This is a genomic window from Hymenobacter sp. M1-2, assembly GCF_057808495.1.
In genome coordinates this window covers 150615-169642 of sequence record NZ_JBTYZO010000009.1, presented here as the reverse complement: position 1 = coordinate 169642, position 19028 = coordinate 150615, and the positions used below count along the sequence as shown (strand labels likewise).

Below are 19028 nucleotides of genomic sequence, written 5' to 3'. Positions count from 1 at the left end.
GATGCACCGGGTATACAGTCCCTGTCCTCGGGCGAGGTCATCCATCAGTCATCGGACTGCTTCACAAAGCCTTTGGTAATGCCTAGCTTGAGCATGCGCGAGTCGAGGGTGTTGGCGTTGATGCCGAGCAGCTCGGCCGCGCCGCCTTTGCCCCGAATGCGCCCGCCGGTGAAGCGCAGCACGGCCAGAATATTGTCGCGCTCGGCATCTTGCCAGCTTTTGAACTCGGGCTCCGTGTTGCGTTGCGTGGCGTTGCGGGTGCGCACCAGCGGCTTGGCCAGCTCCAGGCTGCTGGTTTCGCTCAGGATGATGCTCTGCTCGATGAGGTGTTCCAGTTCGCGCACGTTGCCGGGCCAGTCGTAGGCTTGCATTTCCTTTAAGGCCGCCGCCGAGATGCTGCGCACCTGCTTGCCGAAGCGCTTGCCGAATTTGTGCAGGAAGTGCTGGGCCAGGAGCGGGATGTCCTCGATCCGCTCGCGCAGGCTCGGCAGACGGATGGGGAACACGTTGAGGCGGAAGTACAAGTCGGCGCGGAAACGACCCTCGCGTACTTCCTGCTCCAAGTCGCGGTTGGTGGCCGCGATGATGCGCACATCGCACTTGATGGTCTGCCGCCCACCCAGCCGTTCAATTTCCTTTTCCTGCAAGGCTCGCAACAACTTGGGTTGCAGTTCCAGCGGCAGCTCCCCAATTTCATCCAGGAACAAAGTGCCGCCGTCGGCCAACTCAAACTTGCCGATGCGCCGTTCCAAGGCGCCCGTAAACGCTCCTTTTTCGTGCCCGAATAGCTCACTCTCAATCAGTTGTGCCGGTAGCGCCGCGCAATTAATCTTCACCAGCACCTTACTGCGCCTAGGCGAGGCGTTGTGGATGGCGCGGGCAAAGAGCTCCTTGCCCGTGCCCGTTTCGCCTTCCAGCAGCACCGTGGCATCGGTGGGCGCTACCAGGCCCACCCGCTTGAAGGCCTGTTGCAGCTCGGGCCCGGTCCCGATGATTTCCTCGAAGTTGTGGGTGACTTTGATTTCTTGTTCCAAATATTCCTTTTCCACTTCCAGGCGCTCTTTCAGGGCCCGCACTTCCTCGTAGGCTAAGAGCTTCTCTAGCGTATTGGCAAAGGGCGGCACCATGCGCGTGAGCAGTTGCAGGTGCGCCTCGGTGAAGCCCAGCGGCTGCTTGCTGAACAAGCACACCACGAAGCGCCCACCCTGAGCCAGTGGAATGGGCACCAACACCGACGAAGCCAGCTTAAACGTGCTGGCCAGCGCGGCCTTGAGCCCGTCGCGGCGGCAGCGCTGCTCGAAGGCTTTGCCCGTGAGTAGCAGTGGCGCCTCGTCCACGGGTGCGGCGGTGCGCAAGGCCATAAGTTTCTTGGCGTCCAGACGGCTGATGCGCATCAACGCTTCGGCGTCGATTGTCTGGTACTCATCGAAACCGATGCGTAAGAAACCGTAGGCTTTCCCCGCATTCTGTAGTCCTTCGAGGCCGATGATGGCGTAGTCGAAGGGCACGTGCGTTTGCAGCACCCGAGCCACGCTGTGCAGGCGGGCCTCCCACGTTTCTTCGCGGTTGAGCGCGTCAGACACCGCCACCTGCAGCGACTTTTCCCGCTCACGCTCCACTAGGTCCTCGTTGGCCAGAATATTAGCCACCGCCACGGCCACTTGGTTGGCAATATTCTTCAGCAGTGGCAGCTGCGCCGGGCCTACTGCTCGCTCTTGGGTGTGGTGAAGAATGAAGAGCCCAATAACGCGGCCCGCGTTTTTGAGGGCGAAGGCCAAGGAATAGCTGATACCCATGCCGTGCTGCAAGCGCAGACCCGGTCCGTCCGGGAATTGCTTTAGCAGTTCCGCCGGGCAGTAAGGAAGCGGCTCGTCGGCGGTTATTACCTGCTGGATAAAGCCGTTGATGGGGCGGAAGCGCAGGCACTCCTGGTAGTCGGGCTGGGCCTCGATGGGCTCATCGGCGATGACGAGATAGTGGCGGTATTGCTCCTGGGCTGCGTCCAGCACCAGCACCGAAGCGCAATCGTAACCCAGTAGGGGCCGCAGCTGCTGGTTCAGAATGCCAAATAGCTCGTCCCGCTCACGCACGGTAGCCACAGCTTCGCTCACAGCCAGCAGGGTCGCTTTTTCCTGTTCCCGTTGCAAGATTTCTTCGTGGGCGAGAATGTTGGCTACGGCCACCGCTATTTGATCGGCGATATGCTGAAACAGCGGCCACTGCTGCGGCTGCAACAGCCCTTTGCGGCAGTTGTGGAATTCGAGGGTTCCCAAGACTTTTCCCCCGGAAAGCAGTGGCACGTACAAGCTCTCTAGGTACCCGAATTCGGCAACCAGTTGGGCGCCTAAATAATTTGGGTAATGCTCGGCTAAGAACTCCTGAATGGGGTACAGCCGGGGTTGGGAGAGCCGTAAGTGGCGCTCGTAGGGAGTACCCTGGACGGCCAGTTTTTCGCCCATCAGTTGCCGATAGGCGGCGCTGCTTTGCTTGAGGGTATCCCGGTTGTTCAGGGATTGAAGGTGCTCGACGTACTCGTACTCGGCATCCGCCAGCACGATGACGGCGTCGTCGAAGTCGAAGAGGGATTTGAGGGTCGAGAAGATGACGGCGAACAGATCGTGCTTGTCGCGGATCGTAACCAGTTGTTCACTAATGGAGAGCAGCGTAGCCTTCTCCCGTTCGCGTTCCAGAATTTCCTCGTTGGCGAGGATGTTGGCTACCGCCACCGCCACCTGCTGAGTGAAGTTTTCGAACAGCCTGCGGTAGCGTTCGTCGAAGACAACGGACTCTCGGTGAACCAGCTCTAGCACGCCGAGCAACTTGCCACCGCTGAAAAGCTTGCTCAGGAAAATGTCCCGGAACCCCGCGCGGTGGGCCAGCTGGAGGCCTTCGTAATCGGGGTACGCGGCGTACCATTCGGCCACGTTGCACACGCGCATGATCGGCACCTCGGCAAATATCTGTTCGAAGGGGGAGCCTCGCAGCGGGATAGGCCGAGAGAAAAAGGATTCGAATTCCTTTTGGTCGTCCTCGTAGTAGAGCACGCGGTACCGCTCCCGGTCCGCTTCCAGCAGCACCACAGACGCGAAATTGAAGCCAAAAATGGGCTTGACCTTTTCGTAAATGGTGTGCAGCAGCGTCTGGCTATCCTGAATCTGGGCCACGGCCCGCGTCAGTTCCAGCAGCTGCGTCTTCTCCCGCTCCCGTTCGATAATTTCCTCGTTGGCCAGGATGTTGGCCACGGCCACGGCCACTTGGTCGGCCACGGCCTTGTAAAGATTGAACTTGGCCTCCTGGATCTGCTCGCGGTGCCCGAAGTGGAACAGCACTAACCCGATATCGGCTCCGCCGTGGCGCAACAGGACCTGGTAGGTATGCAGCAGATTTTCGCGCTCCATAAACACCAGGCCCTCGAAGTCCGGCCAGTCGGCCAGCAATTCCTCCGTCGACCAATACCCCGTTCCGCGGTCGTAGATGGCGGCCAAGGGCGCCGTGACGGGAATCCAGCTGTTGTCGATGTACTGAAACCACGGCTGTTGCTGCCGCTGCTCATCGGCCATGGTCAGCATAGTTTTGCTGGTTTGCCGGTCGGGCGAATAGCAGATCACCACTGCATCATCAAAGCCCAGGAGCGGGCGCAATTTGTCCATCATCACGCGCCACAAGTCCTGTCGGTCGCGGATGGTAGCCATATCCTCGCTCAGGCTCAGTAGCAAGGCTTTTTCCTGCTCCCGTTCGATGATTTCTTCGTTGGCCAAGATGTTGGCCACCACCACGGCTAGCTGCTCGGCAATGGCCTGGAACAGCGGCACGTCTTTTTCGGTGTAGCGCCCGGCGGCTTTGGCATTGAAGCACATCATGCCAAACGCCTGGCCGCCCTTCACTAGTGGCCCGGCAATGAGCTGGCGGTAGCCCGTTTTGAGCATTAGCGGAATCTGCGGGTGGGGGTGCGTCTCGGCCAGTTCGACCAGATCGTATAGGCCCGGTCCGGCTTGCTGCATGATGTATTCTACCACCGAACCGGAGTGGGGAAACGGCCCGCGCCCCACTTCGGCTTCCAGCTGGCGCTCATCTTCGGAGTTGAGTATGTACTCGTCGGTAAGCTCATAGTGGACTTGGCCTTGCTGGTCGACCACGAAGAGCCCGGCGCTTTCGTAGGGGAAAATCGGCCGGATGTCTTCGTAGATGACGCGGAACAACTGCCGCCGGTCCTGAATAGTGACCAGCGCGCTGCTGATGCCTAACAGCAGGGTTTTTTCCCGCTCCCGTTCAGCAATTTCCTCGTTGGCCAAGATGTTGGCCACGGCCACCGAGAGCTGTTCCACTACGTTTTGAAACAGGGGGAATTGCGCGGAATGGAAGAAGTCGCTTTGCAAAGCGTTGATCATGAAACAGCCGAATGCCTCGCCACCCGTGCGCAGCAGCCCCGCCATACCTTGTTGGTAGCCGCCCGCCACCAGCTGCGCTAGCAGCTCGCCGTCGGAAAACGTTCGCGCCAGGGATGGGTAATCGAAGATCAGCGGGCCGCCGGTGGCTTCCAGTTGTATTACAAAGTGTTCCAACGCCGAGTCGGGGTAGGATATGCCATTCGTTCGGTAAAACCCATCCCGGTGCAACTGGTGGTTCACCGCCGAATCGTCGATCTGCGGATGCAACACCGCCAAATCATAGAAGTATTGGCGGTCTTTGTCGAGAATCAGAACGCCGCAATCGTAAAAGCCGAACAACGGCTTGATTTTCTGCACCACCACGCGCAGTAGGTCTTCCTTGCCGCGCACGGAGGCAATGTCTTCGCTGATGCTCAGCAACAAGGTCTTCTCCCGCTCGCGCGCCAGGATTTCTTCGTTGGCGAGGATGTTGGCCACGGCCACGGCCAGCTGGTCGGCCACGGACTGGAACAGGCGGTGCTGGGCCGGCAGGAAATGGTCGGCTTCCAGGCTGTTGAAGAACAAGATGCCGAGTAGCCGCTCGCCGCTGCGCAACAAGGTGGACAGGCTCTCCTGGTAGCCCACGGCCTGGATGATGGGGAACTGCGAGTAGTCCGGGAAACGCGCAAACAGCTCCTCATTGTAGTGAAACACCAGGGGCGCCCCGGTCCGTTGGAGTTCCGCCACAACCCATTCCATAGCCGAGCCGGGGTAGCGGAGCTGCCCGGCGCCGGCCTGTTGCAGCAGCTCGTTGACTTCGGAGGGGCTGATGCCAGCCTCGCCCACTGTGAGGTCGTGGATATACTCGTGGGCGTCATCTAGCACGAAGAAGCCCGTGTCGAAGAAGCCAAATAGCGGCTTCAGCTTCTCGAACACCACCCGCAGCAGCGCGTTGCGGTCGGTGATGGTGGCCACGGCTTCGCTGACGTCCAGCAGGATGGTCTTTTCCTGTTCGCGGGCCAGAATCTCCTCGTTAGCCAGGATGTTGGCCACCGCCACGGCGACTTGGTCGGCAATGGCTTTGTAGAGGTTGAACTTGGCTTCTTCTATCTGCTCGCGGCGGGTGTAGTGAAAGGCAAGCAACCCCACCAGCTGCCCCGACCAACGCAGCCGGTGCACCACGCTGCACCACAGGCCGGTGTCCTTCATCATCCGTACGGCCGGGTCGTCGTTGGGGAAAGTGGGGTCGGCTTCCAGCAGCTCCAGGTCCTGCACAAACAGGTCGGTGGGCTGGGCCAGGTACCACGGCACGGGGCTGTCGGCCACGCGGTTGTGACCGACCACACGCGAGTACAGCTCGTGTGCTTGGCGCTCGGCCGGCGACATGGTCAGCACGAAGCTGTACTCGGTCAGGTCCTCGTTAAGGATGAGCAGCACCGCGTCGTCGAAGCTTACCAGCGGCTTGATCTTGTTCATCATCACGCGCCAGAGGTCCTGCCGGTCGCGGATAGTGGCCATGTCCTCGCTCAAACTCAGCAACAAGGATTTCTCCTGCTCCCGGGCCCGGATGTCTTCGTTGGCCAGGATATTGGCCACGGCCACCGCTACCTGATCGGCAATGGCTTGGAACAGGTGCAAATCGGTGGTGGCGAAGTAACCCTCACGCTTGCTGTTGAGGTTGAAAAAGCCCAGCAGCTGACCACCTGCTTTCAGGGTCGTAATCAGGGCCTCATGCTGACCATGCTCGATTTCGACGGGCAAGTACACGGCGTCGGGCCAAGCGTCGGCCAGCTCCTGCGTGAGGGGAACGATCAGCGGCTGGCCGGCCGCTTCCACCTGCCGGCACGTGTGCTCCAGCAGCGTGCCGGGGTAGGGTATCCGCGCCTGATCTTGCTCGTACAGCTGGGCGTTGACCCGTGAATCCGACAGGCGCGGCATCTCCACCACCCAGTCCACGACGTGCTGGTGGTCGGAATCCAAAACGGCCATACCCAGGTCGTCGAACCGAAACACCGGCCGCACCAACTCGAAAACGGTGCGCAGCAGATCCTCCTTGTTGTAGACAGTGGCAATGGCCTGGGCCACGCGCAGCAGCAGCTCCTTTTCTTGCTCGCGCTTGAGCACGTCTTCCATCGCCAGGATGTTGGCCACAGCCACGGCCACCTGCTCGCACACAGATTGGAATAGGCCCAGCTGCGTCGGCTGAAAGCTGTGTGCTCTTTCAGAATGCAGATGCAACGAGCCGAGCACTTTGCCCCCGTGCCTGAGCACGCCTAGCAGGCAGTCCTGAATGCCAACTTCTTGCATCAGCTTCACGCCTGGCGCCTCGGGAAACAACTCAGCCACCTCCTCGGTGCTGGCGATGAAGGGCTTCTCGTGATTGATGATCCAGGCTTCTATCGAACCGCGCAGGGCCAGTTCCCGGGTGGTTAGCGGCGGGTAGTCGGTCGCTTCTAGGCGGTTGGCCGGGGTATTGGCAAAGAGCAAGTAGTATCGGTCGCGCACCACGTCGCTAATGAATACCACGGCATCATCGGCCCCGAACAGCGGCTTGAGCTTGTCCGTGACGATGCGCAGCAGATCGTCGCGCCCGCGGATGCTGGCCATGTCTTCGCTCAGGCTCAGCAGCAAGGTTTTTTCCTGTTCGCGGGCCAGAATTTCCTCGCTGGCCCGGATGTTGGCCACGGCCACCGCCACCTGCTCACACACATTCTGGTAGAGCGGCAGCAGGCGGGCGGTGAAGGTGCCCGCCTTGGTGGAGTGGGAGTTGAAGCAGCCGATGACGCGCCCACCCACTTTCAGGGGCCCAACCAAACATTCCTGCGTGCCCGAGGCCATGATCCACTCCGTCAAGGACGGATTGTCGGCGCTATAGGCCAGCATTTCTTCCCGAGTGCGCAGGTGCGGTGGCAAATCCCGAAACACGTCGGCTGCCACCGGGTTGCCGGCTACGGGGATGCCGGGCCCGTCTTGGCTGCGGCGGCCCTGCTCGTAGAGTTGCGCCAGGTTATCGTACCAGAGCCGGTAGTGCTGCCCGTCGGGGTCGAGCACAAACAGGGCGTTTTCGTTGAAGCCAAATATGGGCCGGATTTGCCTGGCAATGACATCCAGCAGCTCCTGGCGGTTGTTGATCTGCGAAATGGCCTTGCTGACGTCCAGGAGTTGGCTCTTTTCCCGTTCGCGGGCTACAATCTCCTCGGTTGCCAGCACGTTGGCCACGGCTACGGCAAGCTGGTTGGCCAAGGCGCGTAGTAGGCGCCAATCCACGTACTGAAAACTATCGGGTTGGCGGCTTAGTAGAGCCAGCGTGCCGATTGTGAGGCCACCATAATGCAGTGGCACGAATAAGCCTTCTTGAATACCAGCTTGCACCCAAATACGGGTGCCCCAATAGTCCGGGTAGTGTTCTACGAAATACGCCTGATTGATCACGGCGGGCGTATCCAGCTTCAACGCGACTTCAAAAGGGGTACCTGGAAAAGGGATGTAATCGAAATCCTGGGCCTGAAATTCGGGGGTGTTGGCAGCGGCCGGGGTGGGTTCCTGATAGAGCTGGCGAACCGAAACGCCATCGGGATTGACAACAATTATCTGAGGAGTTTCGTCAAACGGCACTAACGGGCGCAGGCGTTCAAGCAATAAGCGAAACAGCGCATCACGCTCGCGCACAGTGGCAATGGCCTCGCTGAAGCTCAACAGCGTGGCATGTTGCCGATGCTGCTGCACCAGGACGCTAAAAACCTGTTGCTGAACCTGGCGCAGAGCATGTTCTAATTCTTCAGCCGCTGCGATAGTAACCAACGAGGCCGGTAACTCGGCGCTCGGTTGCCCACCAATCCAGACCGTTGGGATGGCGTGCTCCTGCCAGGCCACGGTGGCTAGCCGCACCACGTGCTTTCGCCCGGAGCTATTAATCACCAACACCTCACAGGAATGCCGTAGAAGCCAGGTCTGCGCCTGTTTGGTTGTGCTGGCCTCGCCTACTATCGCATAACCAAGGTCTTGCAAACAAGTGCGTAGGGCACTGGCGCTGGTTGGAGTCGTGACCAATAAGATTCGCCCGGCGTACGGCACAGCTAGCTCGAAGGAAGGATGCTCGACTATAGGTTCCATGTAGGTGCGGCAGTAGGTGGATCAGTGAGCAGGAGCAAGAAGAGTTTCACCTGATTGAAGGCTCAATAGCTGGTGGTAAGCCTAATCAACAGCGTTTGCAAGTCAGCAGCACATAGGAACTATTGCACGAAATATGGGATAACTAGAAGCTGGCTCTGAAATATCGTATAATTTTAAAGATAGCTGAGCTTAGGCAAGGCGGCGGAATGCGTTGTGGAGCCATCGAGAAGCAGCATTTTGAAAGAGGATTCGACGTTTGCTGGCAGCAGCGCCATATTCTGGCTTCGTAATCAGTAGCTATTAGCAGGCCAAAAGGAATATGTGTTACAGCCAGCATTAAGGATATTCGGTTCGTTGCCAGCAGAGTAATGCAGGGTAATTACTCAGCCTGCTATATGTTCCAGTTCTCACACTCGCCTTCAACCATTGCTCGAAATGTTTCTTCATTGCCTGATTTTCACTCACCACTGTAGCCTTTCGTGTATCATGCCTTACAGACCATGTGCTGTTGTGCGCGGATGTCAGTGGTGCATGCCGGATGACTGCCAAATAAATTTTCCTCCGAAATGCCAGACCCTTGGCGTCCTAAATCCGATTCATTCAGCAACTGCTACCTACCAACACACAGCACAAACATCAACAACTAGCAGGATAAAGATCGAGTATTATCTTATTTCCCAATTAGGTATCACATCGTAGAACAAACAACTGAGGTCTAACAGGGCAGCGTATTAGTGGTCGTTGAGCTTGTGTACCGTTCTACATCATTATTAAGGTGACACACATATTGCTAGGTGTCGCCCCAATGAGGATCTAAAACAGGATCAAGGCAACAGAACATTTTTTTAAATTACTCAAAAGCCTCCGCACATTTCCATTCAACCGTTTAGGTATAGTCGAAAGCGGAGGCGTAGAGTGGCCGCGCTGGGGAGCCAAGCACCTGAGTTTCGGTGAAGCCGTAGAGCTTGACCATGACCTGCGTGTACACGGGCTTTTTCAGGGCTTGCAGCAGGCCCAATTTGCCGCAAGTATGCAGCCAACGGCCCAGTGGGTCGCTTACGTCGAGCATGAGCAAGGCCGAGGTAAAGCCGAAATGAGCCAGTACGCTTTCCAGTAGCGCCAGCAAATGCTGCTCGTGCCCCGGCACGACGTACACGGCCTCCAGCGCCGCGAACTGGTATTGCTTCGGGTTGATGAGGCGGCGTAGCACCGGCACGTAGGGCAGCGCGTGCAGGAGCAGCCAGCCACTCAGGCCCGGCATATGCTCGATGCGCCACCGCGTAGGGTAGGCCTGCACGCCAGCCACAATAGTGCCTTGCTCCCGTAGCACGAAATAGTACGGCGTCTCGGCCAGGTGCTGGAACTGCACCAGCGAATGGCCCTGATAGGCCTGCTTCAGATCGGCGAGCAGCGCGGGCAACTCCTCCGGCGGTAGCCGGCTCACCCGCGAATCGGGGCGCGGGTATAGGCGGCCGAAGGCAAACGCTTCGAGCCGGGCCAACGGCTGAAAGCCCTCGGCCCGGGAAATCTGCAAGGAACGCGCGTTGCCCGCTTCCACGTAGGAGTAGAACACCAGCGGGCGGGGGAGGATGCACTCCAGGTAGTAGACGGCCTGCTGCTTGAGCAGCCGCCCGTACCCCCGGCCGCGCTGCTCGGGCGCCACGGCCAGATAGCGGCCGTATACCCCGGTGGCGTGGCCAGCCGCTGTGGTTACAGGCCGCTCGGAGAGGCAATACGTCCCGACCAACTGCTCGCCCTGCCACAGCTCGAAGAAGTACGCTCCGGCGATGCGCTGCACTTTCTCGCGCTGGCCGGTGTGGCTGTACTGCGGACCGTGCGTGCCGTAAATGGTGTGTTCCAGCAAGGCTACCGTGGCCGGGCTAGCGTGGCGACTGACAGTGAGGTGCAGCGGCGGGGCGGTATAAAGAATCAACGACTCCATGAGCAAGCAGATAGACTAGGTGTATAGTCCCGGCGTGAGGTGGGTCGGGTCACGGGTAAAGATAGTGGGGTTCTTTTGCCACTTGGCTGGCGGAAGTCGATGGCGACAAAGAGGTACTGGCGCCCTTCCTCGGTCTGCACCTCGGCAAAATCGACGTGCAGGTAGCCAATCGGATAGTCCTTGAGCTTCTGTCCGTCTTCGTTTAGGGGTAAACGGCTGATGCCGTGGCGTTGGAAACAGCGGTGCAGGGCCGAGCGGGACAAGTGCGGAATCGTAGCTTGCAGCGCGTAGAGGCAATCATCGAGCGCCAGGAGCGTGTGCCGACGAAAGGCCACGGCGATGGCCTGCTGCTCGGCCGTGAGTACCGTTGAGGCGGGTTCCGGGCCCATCCGGGCGTCCTGGACGCCGGGGCGCTTGCGCCACTTGGCCACCGTTTTCGGGTTGATGCCCTGGCGTGTAGCTACGCTTTGTAGGCTTTCCTGGCTGTGTTGGATAGCGCGCCGTACTGCCGCCGCTCAAGCGGGCGCTGCCATGAAGTACTTGTCCCATAGGGTTATGCGAAATTCCTGCCCGGGAAATACACCATCTCTCTCTGGGACTATATACGTAGTGCTGCACAAAAGCCCGCAACGGCAACGCGGGCAACTGAAAGCGAATTACCATGCAATAAAGGCGAAGAATCGAAAGATAGCCCTTCGGTTGCAACGGCCTCGCCGAGAGTATATGAATAGCTTGTAGCAAAGGCATTTTCAACTATCTGACAAGCAAGCTGCTTTCTTCACACTCACTTAACTACGGCCATGAGTACCAACAACTGGCCTATTCGATAACCGAGCCCGTCAAAACTCGAATCACAGCAAGATGTCGTCCACGGGTTGCAGGCGGGGCGGCAGCTCGGTCTCACCAGCATTTCGCGCAGGTCAATTTCCAGACTGCGGCAGAGCGCCGTCATGGGCACATCGTTGATGTAGTTTTCAAACGGGTCCTCGCTGTTGTCGCCCACGGCTTCAACGGTGGTGAAAATCCAGGAAATCAGCACCGAGAACGGAACAGTGAGCCACACAGCGGCGCCGGGGCCGAGCTTGCTGAATTCGCCCACCAATCCGAACGGCAGCAAGCCCACGAAAATCCAGGTGAATAGGGTGCTGAAGTGCGCGTACTGCCGCGGAAACGGCGTGTTTTTAATTCGCTCACAGGCCCCTTGGAGGATGTAGCATTCCTTCACGGTATGCAGTAAATCCAGACTGCGAAAATCATCGAGCTGCCCGGCTGCCACCAATTCGTTTAGCGCCAACGCCTGGCGGTGCAGCAACTGGGCCGCGGGGTTGGCAGTTGCTTGAATTATCTGCCACTCGTCAGGAGCCAGGAATTGCGTCACCTGCGGCTCAGCGGCTGTTGCGCTTCCTGGCATCTGGTTGGCGCCCGGCCGAAAACCAGCTTGGTTGCGGCCGTAGATACTAGTTCGGCGCAACTGCTCCCGCAGGGCATTGGCCCAGGCTAGTTGCCGGTAAATCAATTCCTGCTGGTGAATACGCAACTCCGAAGTGGCCAGCGGGGCGGGAGCGTGGCGGTTGGGTAGAAAGGTTTGTACTTGGCTGGTCCATATTCGACTTTGGTTCACGATGCCGCCCCAGGTTTTGCGAGCCTCCCAAAACCGGTCGTAGGACTGGCTGTTCTTGAATCCCACATAGAAAGCCACCGCAATGCCAATAGTACTCAGCGGTAGAAACGGCAACCGGATATCAACGCCGGCGGATGACAAAGCCAGGTAGCAACCCACAATCAAGCTGGCCCAGGCCGTGAAGCCCAGCAGATTCTTCCAGGCAAAGCGCAGCATCAACGCCGGCCGAATGGCACGTCTGACGTACATAAGGATAAGTCAAAAAAGAGGTAGAAAAACGAAAACAAAAGGACTTAGCAGCCCGCTGCAACAACGAGGCGCGCCGCCCTTGTCCGTCGCAGTTCGTTTGTCTGGATTGTGGCAAAACCGCGCGTGGGCACGAAGAGGCTACGGACGCCTTGGAGTTCGGCAAGGGCCTGCTACTGGTTTTTCACGCGCGTAACGGAAGTCGGGCGATAATGCCGCATTTCCTGGATGTTGCTGTAAAAGCCTTTGATGTGCGCGAAGAAAGCCGCGAATTGTGGGCCCTTCCGAAAGCCTTGCAAGTGCGCTTCCGTCGATTCCCACTCGATGCGCAAGACGAACTGCCCGGCTCCTTCTTCGCATTCGCTCAGCTCGTAGCTCAGGCATTCGGGGGAGGCTTCTAGTTGGGCGGCGGCTTGGCGGTAAGCTTCTACCAGTGCCTCGCGCTGGTCGGCCGTAACGTGGTAGCGAATGTATTCTACGACCATAGGAAGAAAAGATGAAGGGTGAAAATCAGGTTTTCGGTTGATAGGGGCCGCCGGGTACACCCCAATCCCAACGAGGCATAGGCTCTTCAGGGGCGGATTCGGTGGGGTGCGAATTAATGACTGCTAAGCGGCTGCCCCATTCCAGGTAGCCCACCAGAGCCGAGCGAAATTCCGGGTCGGTGGGCAAGCCGGCTTCGTCGGCGCTGTCGAGCAGCAGGTTGACCCACTGCCGTCGTTGCTTCTCGGTCAGGGCCTTGCCGATGTGGTGAGTAACCATGCCAGCGTGGCTGCCGCCGTGGCCAGCGGTGTAGAGGGCCGGGCCGCCGAGCACTTCGGCAAGGAAATGCGCCACATGAACGGCGTGCTCGTCGCCGGCGGCCCGGAATACCGGCGCGAGCAGCGGGTCCTGCGCTACGTTGGCGTAGAACACGGCGGTTAGTTTCTCCAACGCGGGTTGCCCGCCAGCCCAGGCGTAGAGGGTCGGAATGTTGGGCGCGTCTTCAACTGCTGAAGCCATACATCAAATGTATTATCTTGGGTTACACGACGGAAGTACTGACTATTTTGTCAGCAACCCGCTGCGAAGACGGTTTTGCTGCTAGTCAGCACCTTAATTTTAATGGAATGCTGAAAAATGGACAGAATATCCTGCTCGATGTGCAGGGCCGCCGCTATTATTGCCCAGTTGAGTTGGCGATGGACATCCTGGGCGGTAAGTGGAAAGGTGTAATTCTATGGTATCTGCAAGGCAACACGCTACGCTTCTCCGAACTCAAAAAACGTATTGTTACCATCTCCGAAAAGGTACTAATCCGGGAGTTGCGCGAGATGGAAGAGGCCGGGCTCGTGACCCGAAAGGTACATGCCGAAGTGCCACCCAAGGTGGAGTACTGCCTCTCCGAGTTTGGCGAGTCGGTGGCGCCGCTGCTGCACGCCGTCAGTGAGTTTGGCATGAGCTACGCCACGAAATTTGGGCACGTGGTGGAATAAGGCCAGTTGCTCGTCGCTGCCACCCGTTTTGCCGCCGCATGGCCAGAATAGAGCCCTTTAGCCATTACTCCAGCACGTGCACCTGGCCTTTATCGTACAGCTGAAACCAGTCGCGGCGCAGTATGGCGTAGAGCAGTTCGTCCTCAAACTCGCCCTGCTCGTTCACGCCCGACTCTCGCATGATGCCTTCGAACTGAAAGCCCGCCGTCTTTTCAATGGACCGTTTCGACGATACATTCGACACCCGGCAGCCCGTAGCCACGCGGTTGAGGCCCAGCAGTTCGAAGGCCAGGTAAAACAGGTGGGGCTTGCTGCGGGGCGTCACGCCCCGGCCGCGCATGTGCTGAAAAACGTCGGCCCCCGTAGAGCCACTGCGCTCCTCCCAACTGTCGATGGATAGCAGAGTCATGCCGGCCAGTTCGGTGCCTAGCAGCGAGTAGAAGCCAAAATTGACGCGTCGGCCCTGCTCGTAGCGTGGCAGGTAGTTGCGAAACAGCTCGTCCAGCATCTCCCGCGAATCGGGGTATCCTTGAAACAAGCTGACTACGTCGAGCAAGTTGTCTTTGCTGATGAGGTGCAGGGTGATAGAATCGGAGTACAGAGCTTGCAACATGGCTGAGAATCATCAACAGTAAGCACGAAAGGCTGCTTGGCCCCTAAGTAAGGGCCCGCTAAAGAAGCAGCGTGCAGCGGCTTGGGAAAGGAATAAATTATGCTCCCCGGCAGAAGTATTATGTAAGCTGCGTACTTCTTCGCCTGAACCGAGAAGAGGGTCTTGCTCAAGTGCGCGGAGTAATGCAATACTCTCGAATTCCGACCCTTCCAATAAAAGTAAGCCCGGTTCTCATAAAAAAACAGTTGGCGCCTAGCGTGCGGGCTGTTTTTGGTAGTTTGATTTTGTTAGTTCGTCTCGTGCTTTGGCCATTGCCTCGCCTTCGTCGTTATGCATTCTGTTCCCGCCACCGCTGCCTCTGCCCAGTCGCGTTCCTGGCGCCACGCCTGGTGGCGCGCGGGGGCTCTGGTCGGAACCCTGGATATTTGCTCGGCCTGCACGCATTACGCCTTAGCCACGGGGCAAAGTCCGCTGAATGTATTGCCCTTCGTGGCCAGCGGCGTGTTCGGGCCAGCCGCTTTTTCCGGTCATCCCCTCATGATGGTGCTCGGCCTGCTGTTTCATTTTCTGATTGCCTTCGCAGTGGTAGGCATTTTCTTCGGGTTGTATCCGCGCTTGGAACTGCTGCGGAAGAATGTAGTGGCGGTAGGTTGCGCGTACGGAGTGGCGGTTTGGCTGATGATGAGTCTGGTGATAGTGCCCTTATCCCGGGCGCCTCAGCAGCCCTTGCGGCTTAGCTCAGTTATAATTGGGCTGCTTATTCACGTAATGTGCATTGGTTTGCCCACTGCCTGGCTGTCTCGTCGTTACTATCGTCAGTTGGCTGCCGGGGGCTAGAGAAGCCGTAACCATCTCGCACTTTTTCTTTTCTCTAGCTATGACGTTTTTGCGGACCGCCCTGCACGCCTCCGGTATCAGCTTGCGAACCTGGCAGTTTTGGTTGGTGGCCGCCTTGTTTTGGGGGACTTTTTGGCTGCTAACCTACGTGCAGTCGCGCACGGTGTGGCTGGCTACGGGCTGGGGCTGGAGTACCACCGATGTGCTGGATTTAACCTTGCGCTGGGTGCTGTGGTGGGCCTGTACGCCGCTGATCCTGTACGCGGCCTACCGGGGCCCGTTTATTTCGGTGGGCGGCGCGCGAATCATGTTGCGCAACTTGGCTGGCCACTTGCTGCTCCAAACCGGGCTCACCTTTGCGCTAACCGCTGCGGGAAAATTCATCTTGTTTGATTTGCTGAAGCTCACTACCGGCCACAAGTGGGGACCCGACCCGCTGTGGTTCACGGTTTCGTCGCGGTTTAGTGTGTCGCTGGCCGTGTACATGCTGCTGGTGGTGAGTTACAACGTGTATGCTTACGCCCACCGCAACCAAACCCTACGCCACCAAAACATCAGCTACGAGCTGGCCAACGAGCAACTCAAGTCGCAGCTTTCCAATGCCCAGTTGCAGGCCCTGAAAATGCAGCTCAATCCGCATTTCCTCTTCAACACCCACCACGCCATTGTGGGCCTGATTTTGCAGCACCAAAACGAGCGGGCTATTGAGATGGTAACGGCGCTGAGCGACCTGCTGCGGTCCATTCTGGCGAACGGCGACGCCCAACTGATTCCGCTGCGCGAGGAGTTGCAGTTCATCGGTCAATACCTGCATATTCAGCATATCCGCTTTCAGGACCGGCTGCGCATCGAGCTGGATATTGCTCCGGAGGCAATGGAAGTTGAGTTTCCGCAGTTTCTGTTGCAGCCGCTGGTCGAAAACGCCATGATTCACGGCATCGAGCACCTGCCCGGCAACGCCGTTATCTGCCTCAGTGCCCGTCGCGAGGCCAACGAGCTGATAGTGACAGTACGCGACAACGGCCGCGGGGCGCAGCGCCCGCTGGGTTACGTTCGGCCAGCTTCGGCCAGCGGCGTAGGCTTGCGCAACACCCGCGTCCGGCTCGAAAAACTGTACCAGGAGCGCGCCCGCCTGGAATTTGAGCAGCCGGCTACCGGTGGCACTGAGGTGCGGGTGCGTTTGCCGTGGGTGCGAGCCAGCAAGGAACAATCTCAACCCGCAGTATTGACAATGGCATGAGCTACCGGGCGCTAATAGTGGATGATGAGCAGATTTCGCGGCAAGTTATTGCCACGTTCCTGCGGACTGATGGGGCCGTGGAAGCGGTAGGAGAGGCCGTAAACGGTACCGACGCCGTGTTGAAAACCCTGGAACTACGGCCCGATCTGGTGTTTCTGGACGTGCAGATGCCCGAGATGGACGGCTTCGAGGTGCTGCGCGAAATCTGGGCCCACCACCAACCCTTTGTGGTGTTCACCACCGCCTACGACACCTACGCCATCCGGGCCTTTGAGGTCAGCGCCGCCGACTACCTGCTCAAGCCCTTTAATGAGCTGCGGTTCCGGCAGGCCGTGGCGCGGGTGAAATTGCAACTAGAGCAACGCGCTGCCGCCCCGGCCGCGCACCCAGTGCTTGAGGCCGGCGCGGTTCAGCCCTGCCAGTACCGGCGCCGTATTCTGGTACGCGACCATCGCAAGATGTTCTTCGTGCCCACCGAGACCATCCACTATTTCGATTCTGACAACAATTACATCACCCTGCACACGCCCGGTGGCAAATACATCATCTATGACAGCCTGACGCAGTTGGAGCAGCAGCTCGACCCCGCTGAGTTCACACGCATCAACCGCTCCTGCCTCGTGAACCTGCACCATATTGCCTCGCTGGAAACGTATTTCAACGGGGAATACATCGTGAGCCTGCGCAACGGCGAGACGCTGAAATGGACGCGCACGTACCGCGACAATCTGAGTGCGTTTTACGGCCTGGAACGGTAGCAGCCTTACTCCGCCACGCTAGCTGGGCAGTTGGATTCTTCATGGAGTCCGCGCCGGCTTTTGGCTACTTTCCGTTGTATGCGGGGCGGCGGCTGAGTGGCGCGGGAAGCTGTTCTTCCGAAACTCGGAAGGACTAACGCCCTTGTGCTTTTTAAACAGCCGGTTTAGGTGGCTTCCGTCCGTGAATTGTAACTCGTGTACTATTAAGCTTACGACGATAGAAGCGCGCACCAGGCGCTTAAATGTTAGGTAGCAAGCTTACTCCTCGCGTGCGGCACGTGATGGCCGAGCGGTGGCAAAGCATCAGCGAGCAAGTCATCAACTCACCTGCTGCGAGGCTCGGATTACAGGCGCAAACTGCCTACTTACACAATAGCCGTAGGTTGCGCCCCGCCCCCGGGCTTCATTTGGAAAAAATGCTTGCCAGCGCTTTTCAACGTGTAGTAGCGGCCACTCCTTTCTCTGTTGCAAGCCGTAGCATCTGCGCAAACTGGTGGTGCCGGCAGCGGAAACCAACCGCCGCCTCGGATGAATATCTTAGTGCTTACTCTCCAGAAATGGGTGCTCCTGTTACTCCCGGCACTAGTGCTCCTGAGCCAAATGGTGCTAGGGGGCATTCCGGCCGCGGCTCAGCAAGCGGCTCCCTTTCGTTTGGTGCATTCCTGGCAGCGGTCTGTGCGGGTGCCCTACCAGGCCCAGCGTAACCTTATCATTGTAAGCGCCCGGCTCAACGAACAGGGACCTTACAACTTCGTACTCGACACCGGCGTGAACGTGTCGCTGCTACTCGATAGGAGCTTAGAAGAGACCTTGGGCCTTACTCGTGGGCAGGCCTACCGGTTGCTGGGCATGGGCAGCGATGCTCACGTGATGGCCTACCAGGTTGATCGGGTACGCGTGACGTTGCCTGGGGTGGAAGGGCCCGCCATATCGTTTTTGCTGCTGGATGCCAATAACCTGAATTTCTCGGGCTACGTGGGCATGCCCATCCACGGCATTCTGGGGGCCGACGTGTTCCGCAGCTTTGTAGTCCGCCTCGACCCGGCAGCCTCGCAGCTGCAACTGCACGATCCCGCCCGGTACAAGCCTCCCACGGGCCAGCGCTGGACCTCGCTACCGTTGGTGGTGCAAGCGGGCAAGCCTTACCTGACCACGCGCGTCACTACGCAAGATTCGACTACGGCCGCGCTGCGTCTGCTGCTTGACACTGGGGCCGGCCACTCGTTGTCCTTGGATGTGAACTCACACGCGGCCTTGCGTTACCCGGTGCCGGGAGTGCGTTCTCCCTTGGGTCGGGGACTGGGTGGCGTTATCACGGGCTATCTGGGCCGTACAGCGGAAGTCAAGCTGGGCAGCTACCGCCTCAATGCCCTCATTACATCCTTTCCCGACACGTCCCTCGCGGCTCATCAAACTTTCGATAGCTTTCGCAACGGCAGCCTCGGGTACGAGGCGCTGAATCGTTTCGTATCCGTTATCGACTATCCGCACAACCGGCTCTTGTTGCGTCCCGGCCCGCATTACCGTCGTCCCTTCGAGCAGGACCTTTCGGGTATGGAGCTGGCGGCCACGGGAGAAAACTACCGCCGCTACCAGATTACGCTGGTACAAGACCACTCACCCGCCGCCGAAGCTGGTCTGCGAGTAGACGACGAGTTGTTGTTCGTTAATCTCGTGCCAGTGGCTGACCTCTCGTTATCGCAGCTCAGTGAAATGTTACGAGAAGGAGTGGGGCGCCGTCTCATCCTGGTCGTGCGCCGAGCAGACGGTGAATTGAGCACGGCCGTGCTGGCCTTAAAACGTCAGTTGTAAAGTC

The 19028-nt window shown here is 58.7% G+C and carries 12 protein-coding genes and 1 pseudogene; 5 read left to right on the top strand and 8 right to left on the bottom strand.

Features of this window, described 5'->3' with window-relative positions; translation table 11 throughout:
• Positions 1-44: 44 nt before the first annotated feature.
• The 6 genes and pseudogenes from ACYSMN_RS10955 to ACYSMN_RS10930 all read right to left on the bottom strand — a co-directional run bounded on the left by ACYSMN_RS10955 (position 45) and on the right by ACYSMN_RS10930 (position 13291).
• Positions 45-8480 carry a GAF domain-containing protein gene (locus ACYSMN_RS10955; RefSeq protein ID WP_488923918.1) on the bottom strand — a complete coding sequence of 2812 codons (8436 nt, stop codon included), beginning with the start codon at positions 8478-8480 and terminating at the stop codon, positions 45-47.
• Positions 8481-9366: 886 nt separating this feature from the next.
• Entirely contained in the window at positions 9367-10422 is a 1056-nt protein-coding gene (locus tag ACYSMN_RS10950; protein ID WP_488923917.1) for a GNAT family N-acetyltransferase, read from the bottom strand.
• A gap of 95 nt (positions 10423-10517) precedes the next feature.
• Positions 10518-10971 (bottom strand): annotated as a pseudogene (locus ACYSMN_RS10945) (transposase family protein); the annotation flags it as partial.
• 235 nt (positions 10972-11206) lie between these two features.
• Positions 11207-12292: a bestrophin family protein gene (locus ACYSMN_RS10940; protein ID WP_488923916.1), complete on the bottom strand. Its 1086-nt coding sequence runs from the start codon at positions 12290-12292 to the stop codon at positions 11207-11209.
• Positions 12293-12462: 170 nt separating this feature from the next.
• Positions 12463-12774 (bottom strand): putative quinol monooxygenase, encoded by a 312-nt coding sequence (locus tag ACYSMN_RS10935; protein ID WP_488923915.1) that lies wholly within the window; start codon positions 12772-12774, stop codon positions 12463-12465.
• A gap of 25 nt (positions 12775-12799) precedes the next feature.
• Positions 12800-13291 carry a group II truncated hemoglobin gene (locus tag ACYSMN_RS10930; RefSeq protein WP_488923914.1) on the bottom strand — a complete coding sequence of 164 codons (492 nt, stop codon included), beginning with the start codon at positions 13289-13291 and terminating at the stop codon, positions 12800-12802.
• 107 nt (positions 13292-13398) lie between these two features.
• Here ACYSMN_RS10930 and ACYSMN_RS10925 point away from each other — a divergent pair, with 107 nt between their 5' ends.
• A complete protein-coding gene (locus tag ACYSMN_RS10925; RefSeq protein ID WP_488923913.1) occupies positions 13399-13764 on the top strand; it encodes a winged helix-turn-helix transcriptional regulator in 366 nt (121 codons plus the stop codon).
• 64 nt (positions 13765-13828) lie between these two features.
• Here ACYSMN_RS10925 and ACYSMN_RS10920 read toward each other — a convergent pair whose 3' ends face one another.
• The gene (locus ACYSMN_RS10920) at positions 13829-14377 is read right to left on the bottom strand and encodes a GNAT family N-acetyltransferase (protein WP_488923912.1); all 549 of its coding nucleotides are present in this window, start codon (positions 14375-14377) and stop codon (positions 13829-13831) included.
• Positions 14378-14707: 330 nt separating this feature from the next.
• On the opposite strand from ACYSMN_RS10920, the gene ACYSMN_RS10915 reads away from it, so the two are divergent.
• From ACYSMN_RS10915 to ACYSMN_RS10905, 3 genes are read left to right on the top strand one after another with little or no spacing between them, the layout of a single operon-like run.
• A complete protein-coding gene (locus ACYSMN_RS10915; RefSeq protein WP_488923911.1) occupies positions 14708-15214 on the top strand; it encodes a hypothetical protein in 507 nt (168 codons plus the stop codon).
• A gap of 40 nt (positions 15215-15254) precedes the next feature.
• The gene (locus tag ACYSMN_RS10910) at positions 15255-16454 is read left to right on the top strand and encodes a sensor histidine kinase (protein WP_488923910.1); all 1200 of its coding nucleotides are present in this window, start codon (positions 15255-15257) and stop codon (positions 16452-16454) included.
• Positions 16451-17212 (top strand): LytR/AlgR family response regulator transcription factor, encoded by a 762-nt coding sequence (locus ACYSMN_RS10905; protein WP_488923909.1) that lies wholly within the window; start codon positions 16451-16453, stop codon positions 17210-17212. The genes ACYSMN_RS10910 and ACYSMN_RS10905 overlap by 4 nt, the downstream gene beginning before the upstream one ends.
• Before the next feature lie 39 nt (positions 17213-17251).
• On the opposite strand, the gene ACYSMN_RS10900 is transcribed toward ACYSMN_RS10905, so the two are convergent.
• A complete protein-coding gene (locus tag ACYSMN_RS10900) occupies positions 17252-17443 on the bottom strand; it encodes an AraC family transcriptional regulator (RefSeq protein WP_488923908.1) in 192 nt (63 codons plus the stop codon).
• 297 nt (positions 17444-17740) lie between these two features.
• Between ACYSMN_RS10900 and ACYSMN_RS10895 the strand changes: the two genes are divergently transcribed.
• On the top strand, positions 17741-19024 hold the full coding sequence (locus ACYSMN_RS10895) for an aspartyl protease family protein (RefSeq protein ID WP_488923907.1): 1284 nt from the start codon (positions 17741-17743) through the stop codon (positions 19022-19024).
• Positions 19025-19028: the final 4 nt, after the last annotated feature.